Origin of the sequence: Nostoc sp. DedQUE07 (assembly GCF_034530975.2) — a bacterium.
GTDB lineage: Bacteria > Cyanobacteriota > Cyanobacteriia > Cyanobacteriales > Nostocaceae > Nostoc.
Window position 1 is genome coordinate 218,829 of record NZ_JAVRCC020000004.1, and the last position, 17,874, is coordinate 236,702.

General features: G+C 40.1%; 16 protein-coding genes. 8 read left to right on the forward strand and 8 right to left on the reverse strand.

Going from position 1 to position 17,874, the window contains the following annotated elements; all coding sequences use genetic code 11:
* Positions 1-4 precede the first annotated feature (4 nt).
* A complete protein-coding gene (gene mtnA / locus RMZ95_RS05175; protein ID WP_322685389.1) occupies positions 5-1,084 on the reverse strand; it encodes an S-methyl-5-thioribose-1-phosphate isomerase in 1,080 nt (359 codons plus the stop codon).
* Between the two features lie 387 nt (positions 1,085-1,471).
* Positions 1,472-2,656, reverse strand: a complete 1,185-nt coding sequence (locus RMZ95_RS05180; protein ID WP_194041009.1) for an NAD(P)H-quinone oxidoreductase subunit H — start codon at positions 2,654-2,656, stop codon at positions 1,472-1,474.
* Between the two features lie 283 nt (positions 2,657-2,939).
* On the opposite strand from RMZ95_RS05180, the gene RMZ95_RS05185 reads away from it, so the two are divergent.
* The 6 genes from RMZ95_RS05185 to RMZ95_RS05210 all read left to right on the forward strand — a co-directional run bounded on the left by RMZ95_RS05185 (position 2,940) and on the right by RMZ95_RS05210 (position 9,700).
* Positions 2,940-4,856, forward strand: coding sequence for a M48 family metallopeptidase (locus RMZ95_RS05185; RefSeq protein WP_409882152.1), 1,917 nt, complete (start codon positions 2,940-2,942; stop codon positions 4,854-4,856).
* Between the two features lie 172 nt (positions 4,857-5,028).
* Positions 5,029-5,913 carry a 16S rRNA (cytosine(1402)-N(4))-methyltransferase RsmH gene (gene rsmH, locus RMZ95_RS05190; RefSeq protein ID WP_322685387.1) on the forward strand — a complete coding sequence of 295 codons (885 nt, stop codon included), beginning with the start codon at positions 5,029-5,031 and terminating at the stop codon, positions 5,911-5,913.
* A gap of 75 nt (positions 5,914-5,988) precedes the next feature.
* Positions 5,989-6,642 carry a MotA/TolQ/ExbB proton channel family protein gene (locus RMZ95_RS05195; protein ID WP_322685386.1) on the forward strand — a complete coding sequence of 218 codons (654 nt, stop codon included), beginning with the start codon at positions 5,989-5,991 and terminating at the stop codon, positions 6,640-6,642.
* Positions 6,643-6,789: 147 nt separating this feature from the next.
* The gene (locus RMZ95_RS05200) at positions 6,790-6,996 is read left to right on the forward strand and encodes a glycogen debranching protein (protein ID WP_194046500.1); all 207 of its coding nucleotides are present in this window, start codon (positions 6,790-6,792) and stop codon (positions 6,994-6,996) included.
* 382 nt (positions 6,997-7,378) lie between these two features.
* Positions 7,379-7,936, forward strand: a complete 558-nt coding sequence (locus RMZ95_RS05205) for a methylmalonic aciduria and homocystinuria type D protein (protein WP_322685385.1) — start codon at positions 7,379-7,381, stop codon at positions 7,934-7,936.
* Positions 7,937-8,581: 645 nt separating this feature from the next.
* Complete coding sequence (locus RMZ95_RS05210) at positions 8,582-9,700, forward strand: glycosyltransferase (RefSeq protein ID WP_322685384.1); 1,119 nt, start codon at positions 8,582-8,584, stop codon at positions 9,698-9,700.
* A 70-nt stretch (positions 9,701-9,770) separates the two neighbouring features.
* Here the strand turns inward: RMZ95_RS05210 and RMZ95_RS05215 are convergent, their stop codons facing one another.
* On the reverse strand, positions 9,771-10,043 hold the full coding sequence (locus RMZ95_RS05215) for a DUF3143 domain-containing protein (RefSeq protein ID WP_322668492.1): 273 nt from the start codon (positions 10,041-10,043) through the stop codon (positions 9,771-9,773).
* Between the two features lie 31 nt (positions 10,044-10,074).
* Positions 10,075-10,599, reverse strand: a complete 525-nt coding sequence (locus tag RMZ95_RS05220; RefSeq protein WP_322673320.1) for a J domain-containing protein — start codon at positions 10,597-10,599, stop codon at positions 10,075-10,077.
* A 139-nt stretch (positions 10,600-10,738) separates the two neighbouring features.
* Between RMZ95_RS05220 and RMZ95_RS05225 the strand changes: the two genes are divergently transcribed.
* The gene (locus RMZ95_RS05225) at positions 10,739-11,026 is read left to right on the forward strand and encodes a type II toxin-antitoxin system prevent-host-death family antitoxin (RefSeq protein WP_322685383.1); all 288 of its coding nucleotides are present in this window, start codon (positions 10,739-10,741) and stop codon (positions 11,024-11,026) included.
* 41 nt (positions 11,027-11,067) lie between these two features.
* Here RMZ95_RS05225 and RMZ95_RS05230 read toward each other — a convergent pair whose 3' ends face one another.
* Positions 11,068-12,063: a J domain-containing protein gene (locus RMZ95_RS05230; protein ID WP_322673293.1), complete on the reverse strand. Its 996-nt coding sequence runs from the start codon at positions 12,061-12,063 to the stop codon at positions 11,068-11,070.
* A gap of 140 nt (positions 12,064-12,203) precedes the next feature.
* Positions 12,204-14,273 (reverse strand): molecular chaperone DnaK, encoded by a 2,070-nt coding sequence (dnaK, locus tag RMZ95_RS05235; RefSeq protein WP_322685382.1) that lies wholly within the window; start codon positions 14,271-14,273, stop codon positions 12,204-12,206.
* 318 nt (positions 14,274-14,591) lie between these two features.
* Between dnaK and RMZ95_RS05240 the strand changes: the two genes are divergently transcribed.
* On the forward strand, positions 14,592-15,440 hold the full coding sequence (locus tag RMZ95_RS05240) for a M28 family peptidase (RefSeq protein WP_322685381.1): 849 nt from the start codon (positions 14,592-14,594) through the stop codon (positions 15,438-15,440).
* A gap of 86 nt (positions 15,441-15,526) precedes the next feature.
* Here the strand turns inward: RMZ95_RS05240 and RMZ95_RS05245 are convergent, their stop codons facing one another.
* Positions 15,527-16,441 (reverse strand): bestrophin family protein, encoded by a 915-nt coding sequence (locus RMZ95_RS05245; protein WP_322673290.1) that lies wholly within the window; start codon positions 16,439-16,441, stop codon positions 15,527-15,529.
* 448 nt (positions 16,442-16,889) lie between these two features.
* A complete protein-coding gene (locus RMZ95_RS05250; protein WP_322685380.1) occupies positions 16,890-17,297 on the reverse strand; it encodes a VOC family protein in 408 nt (135 codons plus the stop codon).
* Positions 17,298-17,874: the final 577 nt, after the last annotated feature.

Consider the following 17,874-nt stretch of genomic DNA (forward strand, 5'->3'; position numbering starts at 1 on the left):
TCCATTAATTCGGATTTAACCCAATCGGTACTTGCTTTACCTGTGATTTTGCTAATTTATCAGGTGCGATCGCTCCATTCTCTGTAATGATGGCTGTAATCAACTCAGCTGGAGTCACATCGAAAGCTGGGTTGTAAAAATCTACACCCGCAGGTGTGAGAATGGTATCGCCAACTTGATAGATTTCTGTTGGTTCGCGTTCTTCAATGGGAATTTGGCTGCCATCAGCTAATTCAAAATCAACGGTGGAAAGGGGTGCAGCTACAAAGAAGGGGATATTATGTGCTTTAGCTGCGATCGCTACACTGTATGTACCAATTTTATTAGCAGTGTCACCATTAGCAGCAATGCGATCGGCACCCACAACTACAGCATGAATTAAACCTTGTTTCATGCAATGGGCTGCCATATTATCAGTAATTAATGTAACTGGAATACCTTCTTGCACGCATTCCCAAGTGGTGAGTTTTGCGCCTTGCAAACGAGGACGGGTTTCGTCGGCAAATAAACGTTCTAAACGTCCTTCCCTCCAAGCAGAACGTACAACACCCAAAGCTGTGCCATATCCGGCTGTAGCTAATGCCCCAGCATTGCAGTGAGTAAGCAACCTTAGCTTTTCTGGAGTATTGGGCAAGACTGCCAAACCATTGTCGCCAATCGCTTGACAGGTTTGCAAATCTTCAACGTTGATTGCTTGGGCTGTTTGGAAAAGGGTTTGCTTGATTTCTTCTACAGTTCCCAGCGTTTCGTAGGCGGCTTTCAGCATCCGGCTAATTGCCCAAAATAAATTTACCGCCGTCGGACGAGTAGAACGCAACAACTGGGCTACTTTATCTAAGTGTTGCAAAAATTCGGTGCGATCGCTTGTTTTAATTTCCCTTGCACCAAGATACATTCCATAAGCCGCAGCTACACCAATTGCAGGCGCACCTCGCACAATCATAGTCTTAATCGCCCGCGCCATATCTTCACTGCGGTGAATTTCTACAAATGTATATTCATTGGGTAAGCGAGTTTGGTCAATTAGTGACACTGAGTCGTTGTGCCAAATAACGGGATAAACCTGGTTTGTCGAAGGTGTCATAGAAAAAGGTAGTTAGTAAAGGGTCAATATTTTTTACTTTAATGCACCCTGATGATTTCATTCTTAAACTGATTAAACGTTCTGAGTATTGGATTTAAAAGCTTTGAAAATTTTAGTGTCAGATGGTCTGATGAAATTGGTATTTTATTTATTAGTTTGGTATATAGCATTTCCCGACCTGCTGAGGTACTGAGTAAATCACTAATAACATTAGGTAAGCCTCTGCGTACCTTTGCGTTTGACTCTGCGCTCCTCTGCGTTTAAAAACATTATTTCTGTACCTCACGTAACTAGGAATTGCGATAGTCAAATCCTGAAGAATCAAAAAAATAGAGCAGTTGCACTGTAATACAACTGCTCTAAAAATTATTGAGATAGATATTTACTCTACCTATCCACAGACCCCATAATTACGTCAACGCTACCGAGAATCACCACAATATCTGCAACCTTCATCCCGCGTAGTAAATGTGGCACAATCTGGAGATTGTTAAAATCTGCGGCGCGAATCTTCCATCGTGCAGGGAAGACATTATCATCGCCAACCAAATAAATTCCCAATTCACCTTTACCACTTTCTACACGGGCGTAGATTTCACCCTTGGGCATCTTGAAAGTCGGCGAAACTTTTTTACCGATGAATTGGTAATCAAATGCGTCCCACTCAGATTTTTTCCCTGCGGCTAAACGCTTGGCTTCCAGATTTTCGTAAGGGCCGCCAGGAAGTCCTTTAATTGCTTGGCGAATAATCTTCACAGATTCGCGCATTTCCCGCATCCGCACTACATAACGGGCAAAGCAATCACCGGCAGTTTCCCACTGCACATCCCAGTCGAAATCGTCGTAGCATTCATAATGGTCAACTTTTCGTAAATCCCATTGCACGCCAGAAGCGCGTAACATTGGGCCAGAAAGTCCCCAGTTAATTGCTTCTTCTCGCGTGATAGTACCAATACCCTCAACACGTCGCCGGAAGATGGGGTTATCGGTTACTAAACGTTCGTACTCATCAACTTTGGGTAATAAGTAGTCGCAGAATTCCAGACATTTATCTACCCAACCGTAAGGTAAATCAGCCGCTACTCCACCAACGCGGAAGTAGTTGTTATTTACCATCCGATAACCTGTGGCTGCTTCCCACAAATCATAAATCATCTCCCGTTCGCGGAACTGGTAAAAGAAGGGAGTTTGAGCGCCTACGTCAGCGAGGAAGGGGCCAAACCATAGCAAGTGGTTAGCGATACGGTTCAACTCCAGCATAATGACGCGGATGTAGCTAGCGCGTTTGGGAACAGCGACACCTGCAAGTTTTTCTGGGGCGTTAACAGTGACAGCTTCGTTGAACATTCCCGCCGCGTAGTCCCAGCGACTAACGTAGGGGACGTACATTACATTAGTGCGGTTCTCGGCAATTTTTTCCATTCCTCGGTGCAAATAGCCGATGACTGGTTCACAGTCAACAACATCCTCGCCATCCAGAGTCATGATTAGCCGCAGAACCCCGTGCATTGAGGGGTGGTGTGGCCCCATGTTTAGCACCATTGGTTCAGTGCGGGTTTCTAGTCTGGTCATAGATTTCGTGTTCTCCCGTTGTGTTCGTGTAGCGTGCTGAAGGCAAATTTTAAATTGAACCGCTAAGATGCCAACCAGAATGTTTTAGTTTGTTGCACTTCTTCAACTATTATATGAAAGCTCGATATCCACTTAATTGAGGCATCGGATTTTTTTCACCTCATTGTGCTGGGACAAGGGGACAATGCCCAATGCATAATGCCCAATGAATTCTGAGTTTTTACGTAAGTCATAGAGATATTGTGTCAGTTATATTACAGTTTTATGACCCTGATACTCATCTATGACTTTCAATCAAGAGCGTTTTGATAAGCTAATTCAGAAGTTAGAAGTTTTTGCTAATAAACAACCGCGTCTTTATAAATTGCACGTTGCTTTTTTGGCTACTTTAGGCTACGCATATATATTTTTGGTTTTAGGTGTAACGTTGACTTTGTTAGTAAGTATTATCTTTGGGATACTTAATGCTCAGTCAATTTCTAAATTATCTTTGACAGGTCTTCTGTTTTTGCTGACGTTAGCATTCGTATTAGTGCGATCGCTTTGGGTTTCTTTTCCCCCACCAACAGGTTTACCATTACAATCCAAAGATGTACCTAATCTCTATTCTTTAATTAACGAAATCTCATCGAAGCTAAAAGCTCCACGGTTTCACCACATTCTGCTGACCGACGATTTTAATGCAGCAGTTGTCCAAATACCACGCTTAGGTTTGCTGGGATGGCAGCAAAATTACTTAATTGTGGGTCTACCACTCATGCTAGCACTGTCGCCCGAACAATTTCGTGCTATCTTAGCTCATGAACTGGGACATTTATCAGGAAATCACAGCCACTTTAGTGGTTGGATTTATCGCCAACGCGAAACTTGGTATCGCATTCTTAAGGGACTCCAACAAAGTGGACACGATCTATCATTGTTAATTTTTCAACTGTTTTTGATATGGTACATTCCATTTTTTAATGCCTATTCTTTTGTGTTAGCACGAATGGATGAATATGAAGCAGATAGATGTGCTGTTGATTTAACAGGAGAACAAAATATTGCTAAAGCTTTGATAAATTTTCATGTCAAATCTAGATTTTTAGAAAGATATTTTTGGTCTAGTATTTATAAACAATCACAAACAGAGATTGAACCACCAATAATGACTTACATGGATATGAGGCAGGCTTTAAGCCAGAGACTTCATCAGGAAATTACAAGTGCTTATTTAAGTGAAGCTTTAACGGAAAAAACCAACAATGCTGATACTCACCCTTGCCTGACAGATAGATTAAAAGCCTTGGGATATATCGCCGATACTCAGCAGGAATTAGCTATATTTGCACCAATTGAAATTAGTGCTGCCCAAGAACTTTTAGGCGATGCATTAGAAGTTTTTATTGATTATTTTAGTCTAAATTGGCGAGAAAATATAGCAACACCTTGGCGACAAAAATATGCTAGGTTTCAAAAATTGATAGCTACATTAAAAGATTTAAATTACAAATCGCAAAAACAACAGCTAACTTTAAAAGAAGCTATCCAACAAGCATTTTTGACACTGGAAATTGAGGGCGAAGAAGCTGTTATACCTCTATTACAAGAAATTCTTAATCGTGATGCTTACCATGCATCAGCTAATTATTTACTAGGTGAAATATTATTAAAAAAACAAGATTCGACTGGAATAGAATACATTGAGAAGGCAATAGAGCAAGACTCAAATATAGTTATAGTAGGTTGTCAGATAATTTGCAATTTTCTGAAAAACCAAGGTAAAAACAATGAGGCAAAGTCTTATCAAGAACGTGCAGAAAACTATGATAAATTAATTTTAAAAGCCCGGAAAGAGCGTTCTAATTTGAAAAGGAATGATAAGTTTTACTCTCATAATATTTCGGATATAGAGGTAAATAAGCTTCGTCAGCAGTTATCTCATTACCCGCAGATAATAACTGCTTATTTAGTTCAAAAGAATCTGCAATATTTTCCTGAAAAACCACTTTATGTTCTAGCTGTGAAGCGTGGATTTAGTTTTTGGGAAGGTAGTCGTATTTATGAAACCGATAACTCTAAAATTGTTCAAAGCTTATTAAAGGAAAATGAATTGCCCGATAATGTATTCATTTTTATTTTAAATAGCAATTTAAGTATGGAGAAAAAATTAAAACGCATATCAAATTCGATGATTTATCAGAAAAAAGGTAAAAAATAGCACCACAGATTTTTGAGGCTCAACATCCAAGCCTGACGCTGGGTGTGGAATTTATGATATTTTCCTTTTGTATATTTATGGTTTAAAAACTATTTTTTAGCTATAAACCCGCAAAGACACAAAGAAAAGAATACATAATTAAAGTTCATCTGTGGTTTTTTGCCTAAGTCTCATGAATCGTCAGCTAGCTATTGAAGAACCGACATTTTCCCATCTACCAGTTTTACCGCAGGAAGTTATTGCAGGTCTAGCGGTATCTCCAGGAGGTCATTATCTTGATACGACGGTAGGCGGTGGAGGTCACAGCCGTTTGATTTTAGCAGCTGCGCCAGATGTAAAATTAACGGCAATTGACCAAGATGAGGATGCTTTAGCCGCAGCAAGGAAAGAATTAGCCGAGTTTAGCGATCGCATACAATTTATCTATAGCAATTTTGCCGACTACGAATTTCCCCCCAACACTTTCGATGGTATTCTCGCCGATTTGGGGGTAAGTTCTTACCATTTAGACCAAGCAGAAAGGGGTTTCAGCTTTCGCCAAGCTGCAAATTTGGATATGCGAATGGATCGAGGGCGATCGCTAACTGCTGCTGATGTGATTAATAATTGGGATGAGGCAGAATTAGCTGATATTTTCTTTAAGTACGGTGAAGAGAGATTATCACGGCGCATTGCGAGACGCATTGTAGAACGCCGACCGTTGCACACGACTACAGAATTAGCTGATGCGATCGCTTCTTCAGTTCCCCCCAAATACCGTTATGGAAGAATTCACCCTGCTACCCGTGTTTTTCAAGCTCTGCGAATTGTCGTCAACGATGAGTTAAAATCCCTAGAAACCTTTTTAGATAAAGCCCCAAATGCCCTTGTCCCTGGCGGTAGAATTGCGATTATCAGTTTCCACAGTTTAGAAGACCGTCCGGTAAAGCATGGTTTGAGAAATTCACCTTTGTTAAAAGTCTTGACAAAAAAGCCGATTATTGCACAAGAAGAGGAAATTAGTCAGAATCCGCGATCGCGATCGGCCAAACTGAGGATAGCCCAAAAGCTGCTGTGACTACAACGCAGCGTTAAAATACTCCATCTCAACGATCTGCTAATGTAGCGTTGTTGAAGAGTGAAAAAATAATAAATGGAAATTAGTAATCTGTTTACAGCAGGTGGCGTTGTCATGTGGCCTCTGCTGGCGTTCTCTTTGTTAGGGGTGGCGCTGATTATCGAACGTATCATTTTTTGGGTAAAGATAAATAATCGGCAAAACAAGGTGGTGCGAGAGGTGCTACACCTTTATCGCCTTGATAATGTCGTTAGTGCTTTAGATAAATTGCACAAAAATACTGATTTACCCTTGGCTCGAATTTTTTTAGCAGCTTTAGAATTGGAGGAGCCGACACCAGACGAATTTCGTTTGGCATTAGAAAGTGAAGCACAAGCCGAAATCCCTTTACTCAAGCGCTCCCAAAATATTTTTGAGACAATTATTGGTCTTGCGCCTTTGTTAGGACTTCTCGGCACTGTATTGGGATTAATTAACTCTTTTGCTTCTCTGAATATCGGAGATGTGGGAGGTAGTAAAACAACAGGTGTGACAGCTGGAATTAGTGAAGCTTTAGTATCTACAGCATCAGGGTTGGTAGTGGCAATCTTTACACTATTATTTGCCAATACCTTCCGAGGACTCTACCAGCGCCAGATTGCTTGGATTCAAGAATATGGCGGACAGTTAGAATTACTCTACCGTCGTCGCTACGAAAGAGGAGATAAATCATATCCGCCAAATAAATGAAGCAAAACTGGGTAATTGTAAATTAGCAATCAGTAATTGGGATTAATTCACTATTTGTTACTGAATTTTGCTCTAAAAGTTTTGACTCTAATAGTATTCTAAAATGACGAATAGCTTTGTTCGCTACAGTTATTGAGGAAATATTCCATGACTATTTGGGTAAATGAGCAAATCGATCCGTCTGGGATGATTCATGCCTGTATTGCCACTCGTAATGAATCTCAAGCCAAAGATTGCCATGATTCATTTCAGAATAATTTGACTGAGAGGCAAAAGGCAGCAGGTTGGGTGGCACGATTGCGGACAGTCGATTCTTGGGATGAAGTGCCGGTGAATTCTTTAAAACTCAATTAATTGAGTTTTAAAGAAATTAGGCTGCATAGCTGAAGTATTTTCTGGCAGACATAATTACTTTTGTTATTTTCTGCTTACTTCAACCTGCTTTGCTTTTTTGGGATTTCGAGCGAACATATTTCATCTACGTAGGCGTAGCCCGTCATAGGCATCGCTTGTCTAACACACGCTGCATCTCTGCTAATACCTACAGCGATCGCAACAACTTCTATGAAAACAGGTTAATAAAGGATAAAGTTCGGATTAAATTTCTCACATTATTATTAACTGCTTCCAAAAAAAGTAACATATTATAGAAAAGTGATGATTTTTCTTAACTTTTAAGAGGTATCATCTATACCGTAGATTAAATTCAAAAATTTGTATAAGCCGAATCAATTTAGTGAACTATCCCAAAGTTTACACTTCGGAGCAAGTCTGTCCCATTAATTTAGTTGGCGAAACAGGACAAGCGGTTCAAATTTCAATTCATGCTCCCAGCCAATATATCTGTGCCAACTGCGAACGGATATTACCAGATTGGAAACGGCAGCCATTTTTACGAGTAGTGATTGTATTACAACAGTCGCGTTATCAATTAGTCGAAAAGACAGCAGAAGTAGAGTCAGAGAAAGAACGCTTACGAGAAAAGTTTATGAGATTTGGCTGTGATTTAGCATTTAATCTGCGCGATCGCGGCTATTTAACTGACCTGATTGACCCTCGTACAGGCTATCCCTTGCTTTCCCATCCCGGAGCAATTCCTCACGATGACACAGCAGTTGTCAAAGCTTTGCTCAACTATCCAGTAATTAAAAATCGATGCCGTGTGTTAGTTCATCCCAATTGGGGTGCAGCAGTTTATCCTAGCATTTTGATATCAGAAGCTCCCCCAATTTTGATCGAATGGGTTACAAAAGGCGTAGCATCCATGCATGGGTGGAAAGAAATTAATTATTAGTCATTAGTCACTTCTACTGAGCGTAGTCGAAGTATTGGTCATTGGTCATTGGGTATGTAAAGGCGTATATCAGCACTTGTGTCTCCAAAGAAGTTTTTCTAAGAAGCTAGGATAGTCAAAGCGATAGTGCGGCTTGTTACTTCTCTCTCATAAGTAAATGCTACGAAGCCAAACCGGGAAGAATGGTTTTTGGTTCTTGTTTGGGTAACATCTCAGGTTGATCGGCAGGTATTTCAAATTGATGATAATTTTACCCACTACTGTCAGAATAAACTTTTAGCCTGTAGCGAAGAGAATGGTACTTTAGCAGCATCTACGGGAATTATATAACTATAACTATCGGGAAAAATCCTGTTCCCAACTTTCTGCATATAAGTACATGGATGAGGAAATTTATAAGTATGACTGTTGCGAGGATTGCGATCGCAAAGCGTCTCTCGTTAGGACTGCGCGAAGTGTTTGCGTAGCCTCTCGTAGAGATGCAATCGCAGGGGTTTCAAGCTTTTTATATCTCGTTAGATAGTTAGATTTATTTGTGCTTACCTACCTTAGAAACCAAGTTGATTTTGAGCAAACTGAAATACTTGTTTTCTAGTTATGCTCAACCACAATTCCTATAAATACAAAATTTCCCATAGCTAATATATGAAAATATTAATTCAACACCGTCATTACGACAATGAAATTAGTGGAGTTTTAACTTATATTTATTCTATTATTCCTGAGTTGGAAGCTAGATTAATTGAGGTTAAAACTATTTCTACTAAACAAGATAATATCACTAAATGGTTTAGTTATATTGCTTGGGCAGATATAGTACACATGAATTCTAACGATTTATTATTTACTTTTTTATGTAAAGCTTTGCGAAAAAAGATAATTATTAAATACCATTATTCTCTTTATCAATCTACTCATACTAGTTATGAGCAGATGAACTTGACACAACGTTTAAAAACTGAATTTAAACACACATTGCCAAAAGCTAATTATCCATTAAAGTGGAAATTACACACTTTTATCAAATGGGCACGCCTAAGCACCCGACTTTCTACTGCTTTCTTAGCCGATTATCATACAGCTTGTAGTAACTTTTTAGGAGAATCTTCTGCTTTTCCTTGGTCAGTTGATACTTTATATAATCCGATCGAAATCAAGTCGGAAACCCAGCTTAAAACTTTAGAAAATTTATCTCAACCATATAATTTTATTTTTGTCGGTAGATTAGCTACAGACAAAGGTGTAGATATTTTATTAAAAGCAGTGCGGATTTTACAAGATGAAAATAAAGAATTTAAAATTACTATTATTGGCGATGGCGAACAATCTCAGCAATTAAAACAGCTAACGTCTGATTTAGGGATTGCCAACAAAGTTAATTTTTTAGGTAAAGTTCCTCAAAAAGAAGTGCTTCTAAAAGTTCAAGATGCTTTGGCTTTAATTGCTCCATCTCGTTGGCAAGATCCGGCACCTTACGTAGTGCAAGAAGCCTCTAGCGTTCAAACCTGCTCGATTGTCTCAAAAATGGGAGGATTGTCAGAAGTAGGAGGGCCGCACAGCCTATTTTTTGAAAATGAAGATGCAGAAGAATTAGCCAAATGTATGCAATATTGCCTAGATAATCCAGATGAAGCAATTAATCGGGGTTTTCAGTCCAGCCAATACGTTGCACAAAAGTTTTCAGCAGCGCGTGCTGTTAATAGACTACTGGAAATTTGTAGCCAACTTACTCCTAAAGCATTGGTAACAAAATCTGATACATAATTGCCATTACAGGGTTGCTGTCCTGCAACAGGCTGATTGGAAGCTCTACCAATAGTACATAAGCACTTCCTTATGGCCCAGAAAACACAGCTTGTTCTACATCATCCCGACTAAGAGAATACTTGAATGAGCGTTGGATATCTTGTCCATTTTCCCCAGATTGAAGATATCGCACTACAATCTGCTCGACATCGAGCCATAATTCAGCTTGCCAATTAGGTCGCTGTACACGCCAGCAATGCCTTTGTGTTTCATCTTGTTGACAGCCTTGGTCTTTTAGCCACTGCTCAATTTGTGGCAGGGGATGATTATATAAAGGAGTATCAGAGGGAAGAAGAGCCATAGAAATTTTTGATTTTGGATTAGGGAATTGTTTAATTTTTAATTATCGGATGGGCAATTAGTTGCGATATATAGCTAATTTGCTGTTGTACAGATGTATTTGGTTGCAGCAAATGGGAATGGATCGCAGCCTCGCCACGAGTTAAGCCAATGGCAACTGCTAATAACAGACAACCTACAAATGTTAACACCAGCATAAATAAAGCAAATATTTCGCCAGATGATAAGGGGCGATCGCTCGCATCGAGGTAAGCTGATTTTGACCAGTCATGAGAATGCGAGACGGGATGATTCAAATCAGGGGGTGGTTGAATCACTCCAAAGCGGGAATAGCCAATTTTCAAATCGTAGCTTAATCGGCGTTCTGGATGGCTCAGGGTCGCGTAAGCTTCGTTGATTTGCTGAAATTTGGGAGTGGCGATCGCAGTCGGCAAGTCTGTAGTATCAGGATGATAGCGTTTGCTCAGTTGCCGATAAGCACGACGAATGTCAATTACCGATGCCCAGGGATGCAGTCCTAGCAGAGAGTAATAAGTTGGTTCGCTGCTTTGTGGCATTGCCCCGTTTTGATTCACATCTGTTTGAGTCACTTTGCTCAAAGATATTTTTTATATTTTAAATCCTTTGTGAATTTCAGAAGACACAGCAGGTCTAGCATTTGATAAGATTGCTTAATAAAGCATTTAATTAGATGCGATGCAAATCAAAATTAATCTCGAAAATATTCAAACTCTTACCGACTTTAAGCGCAATGCCAAAGATTACGTAGATAGAATCAAGGCCACAAAGTCCCCACTTGTACTAACGGTGAATGGGAAAGCTGAGGTTGCGGTGCATGAAGCGCAAGCATTTCAACAGATGATAGATGAACTTCAACGCCTTGAAGAAGAACTGCAAAAACTCAAGTTAGAAGCATTACGCAGCCAATTTGCGAATATTAAAGCACGAGGACAGCAAAATTTGGCTAACAGCGATTCTGTGTGAGTCGATTTCGTATTTATACTCAATAAGTGCAAGATATTGAGCTAACGGATTAAATCAGCACGGGGTTTAAAGGTTTCAATTTGCCGTAACTTTTCGTAAAGTTCCCGTTCTTCTTGACTAATATTTTTCGGTGTAACTATTTGAATTTCTACTAATTGATCGCCACGTTTTCCGTCATCATTAGGATAACCTTTATTACCTAATCTAAATTTTTGACCAGACCTAACTCCAGGAGGGGTGGTCATTTTCACAGGGCCATCAAGAGTAGGTGCTTCTACCTGTCCTCCTAAAACTGCCTCGCTGGGAGTAACGGGTACTTGGCAGACAATATTTAAACCTTCTAGCTTAAATAATGGATGAGGTTCAACGGTAATTTTTAAGTATAGATCGCCACCACCAACGCCTTGGTTCCGCAAACGGATGGTTTGACCTGTTACCATACCTGGAGGCATATTAACTTCTAGCGATCGCCCATCTTCCAAACGAATGCGTTCATTACCACCTTGATAAGCTTTTTCTAGTGGAAGCGTTAATCTGGCTTCTATATCTCGGCGGGTGGTGCGAGGTGGGGGATTAACTGTGTAGGCAACTTTTGTTCTGGGGGAACGGAATGGATCGCTATTATTGCCATTACTGGAGTTATTTGCCGCACTCTTATTTTTGACACCAATAACTTGATTAATAAAGCTTTCAAAGTCGGAGAATTGGCTGGGATCTACGTCTTGATTGCCGTTGCGATCGCTAGCGCCACTCTGCCAAGTTTTAGCCTTGGGTGTTTGTTTGTTGCCTGCAAAGCCTTTTTGCTTCCAGTAGCGGCTAAACTGATCGTACTGCGATCGCTTGGCTGGATCGGAAAGAACTTCATAAGCCTCGCCAATATCCTTAAATTTTTCCTCAGATTCTTTGTTACCCGGATTCAGATCGGGGTGATATTGCCTTGCTAACCGCCGATAAACCTTTTTAATTTCCTCACCGGAGGCATCTTTAGATACTCCTAAAATTTCATAGTAATCGCGAAAGTTCGGCAAATTTTGCATAGTTCAGTTATTTAAATTTTAGATTTTAGATGAATTAAAAGTGAGGAGTTAGGAGTTAGGAGTTAGGAGTTATGAGTTGAAATATTTATTTTTAACTCCTGTACAGACGCGATTAATCGCGTCTCTACTCCTAACTTTTCTTATAACCAATCATTGTCTTCTTCATCATCCCAGTTATCTTGGTAGCTGGGGCGGGATTTGCGTGGAGGACGGCTTTCATAAGCGGAAGAACGATTATCGCGGCTATAATCTCTGTCATAGTCTCTGCCATAATCTTTACTGTATGAGTCGCGTTCTCGATATGTATCTCTGGGAAATTCGCGTTCTCGTTCTTTATCACCGCCGGTAAAGATGTCACGGATAGTCCCAAACAAGTCATCGTCTTCATCTTCAGCATAAGTCTGGCGGACTTCCCGATTTAGCTCGTAGAGAGCATCTTGTAAGTCGGCGTAGGCTTGATCGATACCGCGATCGCTATTTTCCTGAAGACTCTCTTTCAGTTGTCGGCAAATATTATCAATTCTCTGGCGGCGGTTGCGGGCAAACTGCATACCAAATTCCAGCGCTACTTCTCTCAGTTGTCGTTCTGCTTGGAAAATCAATGCCTCAGAACGAGTCCGCTTTTCTATTCTTTCTTTACGTTCGCGATCGACATCAGCATATTTTTGAGCGTCTTGAATCATCCGATTCACTTCCGACTCGTTCAAGGTAGAAGCGCCTTGAATGGTGATACTCTGCTCTCGTCCAGTGGTTCTATCTAAGGCTGTTACCTGTAAAATACCATTAGCATCAATATCAAATGACACCTGAACTTGAGGAATTCCTCGTGGTGCTGGTGGGATGCCATAGAGCTTGAACCGTCCCAAAGACTTGTTGCTTGCTGCCATTTCCCGTTCGCCCTGGACTACGTGAATTTCCACAGTATTTTGGTTATTTTCAGACGTGGAAAAAATATCAGAACGACGTACTGGGATAGTGGTGTTGCGGGGGATAAGTTTTTTCATCACGCCGCCGATGGTTTCCAATCCCAAAGAGAGGGGTGTGACATCCAAAAGCAGCACATCTTTGAGTTCGCCTGCAAGAATACCTGCTTGAATTGCTGCACCCACTCCCACGACTTCATCAGGGTTAACGTTTTCGTTCGGTTCTGTACCAATCAAGTCCCGTACAAGCTGCTTTACCATTGGCATTCGTGTAGAACCGCCAACTAACACAACTTCTTCAATGTCTCTAGGTGAAAGTCCGGCATCTTTGAGAGCGCGTTTTACTGGTGTTCGCAATCTTCCCACCAAATCACCACACAAACCTTCAAACTGGGAACGAGTTAAACGAGTTTCGAGATGTTTAGGGCCATCTGCCGTGGCAGTGATGAAGGGTAAATTAATCTCGGTGACGCTAACAGCAGAAAGCTCAATTTTGGCTTTTTCCGCCGCTTCCATCAGACGTTGTAAAGCTTGGCGATCGCGTCTTAAGTCTACCTCTTCTGTTTCCAGAAATTGCTCTGCTAACCAATCTACGATTATTTTGTCAAAGTCGTTCCCACCAAGTTGCGTATCTCCACTGGTAGCTTTGACTTCAAAAATCCCATCGCCTACTTCTAAAATCGACACGTCAAAGGTGCCACCACCCAAGTCAAAGACTAAAATAGTTTCTGTGTCACCCCGATCTAATCCATAAGCTAAAGATGCCGCAGTCGGTTCATTGAGAATCCGCAGCACTTCTAAACCAGCAATTCTGCCAGCATCGCGGGTTGCCTGCCGTTGAGAATCATTAAAATAGGCGGGTACTGTAATCACTGCCCCTGTGACTGGTTCACCCAAATAGCGACTAGCATCGTCTGCCAATTTCTTCAGCACCATTGCCGAAATTTCTTCTGGGGCGAAATCTTTATTGAGACGAGGACAGGCAATTTTAATATTACCTACTTCGTCTTTGCGGATGGTGTAGGGTACACGCTTGGAATCTGCATTAAGTTCGCCATACTTCCGCCCAATGAAGCGTTTAACTGCGAAAAAGGTATTTTGAGGATTGAGGACGGTTTGTCGCCGTGCCATTTGCCCAACCACCCTTTCACCTTCTTTGCTGAAGCCAACTACGGAGGGGGTTGTTCGCATTCCTTCTGCATTGGCAATCACCACCGGCTTGCCACCCTCCATAACGGCGACTACTGAGTTGGTTGTACCCAAGTCGATGCCGACTACCTTGCCCATGCGTTACTCTTCTCCTAAAGTGTCTTATATATTTATTATGATTGGGCGGAACTACCTCTAGCTTTGTGCTACAAGATAAAAACACCTCAATGTATAATACCGATCATTAAGGCAGTAAGCTAAGAAGTGCAGCTAGAGGAGATAGTTGCAAGACTAGGATAGCATTGAGATGGTTGGTGTGCCCAAGCAGCCTCAATTCTTGATATCCCCCTACTTCTGTTTAAGTTATCTGCAAATTGGTAAGTTAAACTTAACAACGCTTGCTCTGCTTTTTTGAGTTCCTAAAAATTCTCATATTATTGCTACTACTTAAAAGATTTGAATTTAACAGAGCGATTACAGACTTCCCTGAGTGAGATAGCGCGAGAACGCGATCCTTACATGGCAACGGCTGGACATTTTTTTGTCCAAGAATATATCCGCCAGCAATTTTCTCAATGGGGGAGTGTGGAAATCCACACCTTTGAAGTCAGAGGTAAAACTTGTAATAACTTGATATTAAATTTACCATCCCAAGCTAAAGGGCAAAAAAAGGATTTACTACCAATTTTAATTGGCGCTCATTATGATGGCGTTCCAGGAACAGTTGCGGCTGATGATAATGCTACAGGTGTCGCGGTGTTGCTGGAATTAGCGAGAAAATTTGCTGCCGAACCTGTGAGATACCCCTTAAGACTGGTTGCTTTCGATATGGAAGAATACGGCTTACTGGGTAGTGCTGACTATGCAGCCCTGTTGCATCAAGAAAAGCAACAGCTACGCTTAATGATCTCCCTAGAAATGCTGGGCTATAAAGATTCTACACCTGGTTCCCAAAGTTACCCCCCTCCTCTGGAACGCTTCTACCCAGATACAGGTGATTTTATTGCTTTAATTGGCAACTTGCGGACATTGCCTGACTTAATTGGCATGAGCCGTAATATTCGCAAAGCTGGCGTATCTAGTCAATGGCTACCCGTGCCAAATCGAGGTTTAATAGTTCCCCAAACCAGACTTAGCGATCATGCACCTTTTTGGGATTTGGGTTATCCGGCAATGATGGTGACAGATACGGCATTCTTGCGAAATCCACATTATCACAAAGTTAGTGATGCGATCGCTACTTTGGATTTAGATTTTCTGACTCGTGTATGTGAAGGTTTAGAAATTGCGATTCGGCGGTTGTGAAAGCGTGAGTCTTGCATTTTTCACCTTACTTACTTGTTACAAACTGCTATATATTCTTTTTTATTAATCAATATCTTCAACTTTTTTCAATTAGTTATACTATCTTGTTGATGCGATCGCGCATTAGGAGTCAAAGTAATTAAATCGTCAATATTACGCTTCATTGTCTCGCAAATTGCATCTAATGGTAAATCATTAGCGTCATAACCAAAGGGATTTTCTATCTCTAAGCCAATGGCTTCGATGCCAAACACAGTGAACCCAACCAAAGCAGAAATTAAACCTGTCCACCAACCGAGCTTCTCAACTATTTGAAATGGTAGCAGAAAACAATATAATATTAGCAATTGCTTCAAATGAAGGGCATAAGCAAGCGGCATAGGCGTTTTCAAAATACGTTCGCAAGCACCTAAATTATCCACAAGATTATTCAATAATTCTTGCATTGATGTTAGCTGGTAGCTATTAAGGCAATTACGATTATACTGTTCCTGTAAATAATCTCCTATCCAAAAGGCAACCTCTATAGGGGGATTATTCATAATCTTCAGTTTTATATACTTAGTAGATGGCATTAAATCTTCTAACTCGCTATTGACAGTTTCTCCTCGCAAATGTAATTTAGTTGTTACTGCAAAAGCCGCCAATAAGTTTAATGCCGTAATTTTCTTGTCTTTATCTTCTGGTAAAATTTCATCAACTGATACCCAAATTTGCCTTGCTAAATTTCGGGTGTTATTTACTATAGATCCCCAGCATTTTCTTCCTTCCCAAAATCGCTCATAAGCAGTATTTGTCCGAAAGACAAGTAACAAACCTAAAACAATACTAGGAATCACATTTGCTAAGATTGGCTGGGATACAGGTTTTTCAAAATGGTGAAGCAGAGAAATTAAAAATCCGAAAGCTCCACACCATAAAATATGTTTGAAAATTGCTTTCGTGACTGAACCTTTAGGTTGTAGTGCTGTGCGTAACAATTTGATTTTTTCGGCTATCATGTAGTCACCCTAATAAAATATTTATTGAACCGATACACTCAATATTTATTAGCTTAAAAATAATTATAAAAGTAGCATATTTAATAAAGAAATACTTCCAAAAATATTTTTGCTAAGAAAATATACTGGCGACAATGTATTCTAGCTTTTGCGATCCAATATTAACTCTGGTTAAAATCAGGATTTACACAGAGAGTTTTTTGATCGTCAATTAGATAGACATTATATAAAAGTCAAAAGCGATACATAAGCAGTAATTGTAAATAAATGTAAATATTTTTCTGTGGCTGCATAAACTCCACATTTTATCCCGATAAATCTATGGAAGAAAAGGTATACTCCTATCGTTAATGTTCATACAACATTAGTCGGTATTATGTACCTTAGTAAATCAAAAAGTTCTAGCCTGTAAAAATCCTGCCCTGTAGATTAAACATCTAGACATAACTTATTGGGTTATGTCTTTTTTGTTGTCGTTAGTCTCAAAACGTTGAATTTCAATCAAATAACCATCAGGATCGCGGAAAAAGCAATGGTAAATCTTGTACTTTTTATTTAGTGTCGGTGGCTTTTCAAATTCAACGCCACGTTTTTTGAGATATTCAAACCATTCATCCACCTGCTGTGTTACTAGGGTAAAAATAACACTTGATTGCTTTTCGGTTGGAGGACTTAATTTTTCACTTGCTTGACATAATCCTAAGTATCCAGAACCAATAACAGTATAAATTCGGCAGGTTCCTTGGTCAAGCCATAACTCCAAACCTAGCTTTTGTTCGTAGAATTCTGTAGATACATTGAGGTTATGGGTAGAAAAGAAGGTAACTTGTTGGTCGATTTGCGGATGAGTAGACATAAAACACATTTGAGTATATACCCTAACGACATCGGGCGATCGCAGATGTAAAAATTGATTGATGTTAGAAACCTGTTACTGCTCCAGAATGCCTTAGTGCATCTGGAGTTTCTTTTTGAAAAAAGCCATAAAAATTTTCCCAATCATCCTGATATGGCAAAACATAGCTGAATAAGGATGCATACTGAATTATCTATATTTAACATGGGCATCACTTATTGATGTACCCCTTCTATGAAACAACTCTCGCAAAACAGCCTCAGCTTATCTGGGGCTGTTTTGCGTTACTTCCAATAGAGAAGGAGTGTAATGAGAATCCTCAAACACTTTTATCTGTATTTGAGTGTATACCCTGATGACGTAGGTTTATCTCAAGGTGAAAATTTGGTATAGGTAAATGCGTATCTTTCCTGGCTCCAGATTTGTCACAAACATTTCTGGAGTTTTTCCATTACTGAAGTTTGAAATCAGCAATCTAGTCTAGATTCAAGTGAATATTTGATTTTGAACACGCATATTATAGCTGTGCAGTAAAATAAATATAAATTAGGAATTTTTATAAAAATTACTGAGAAAG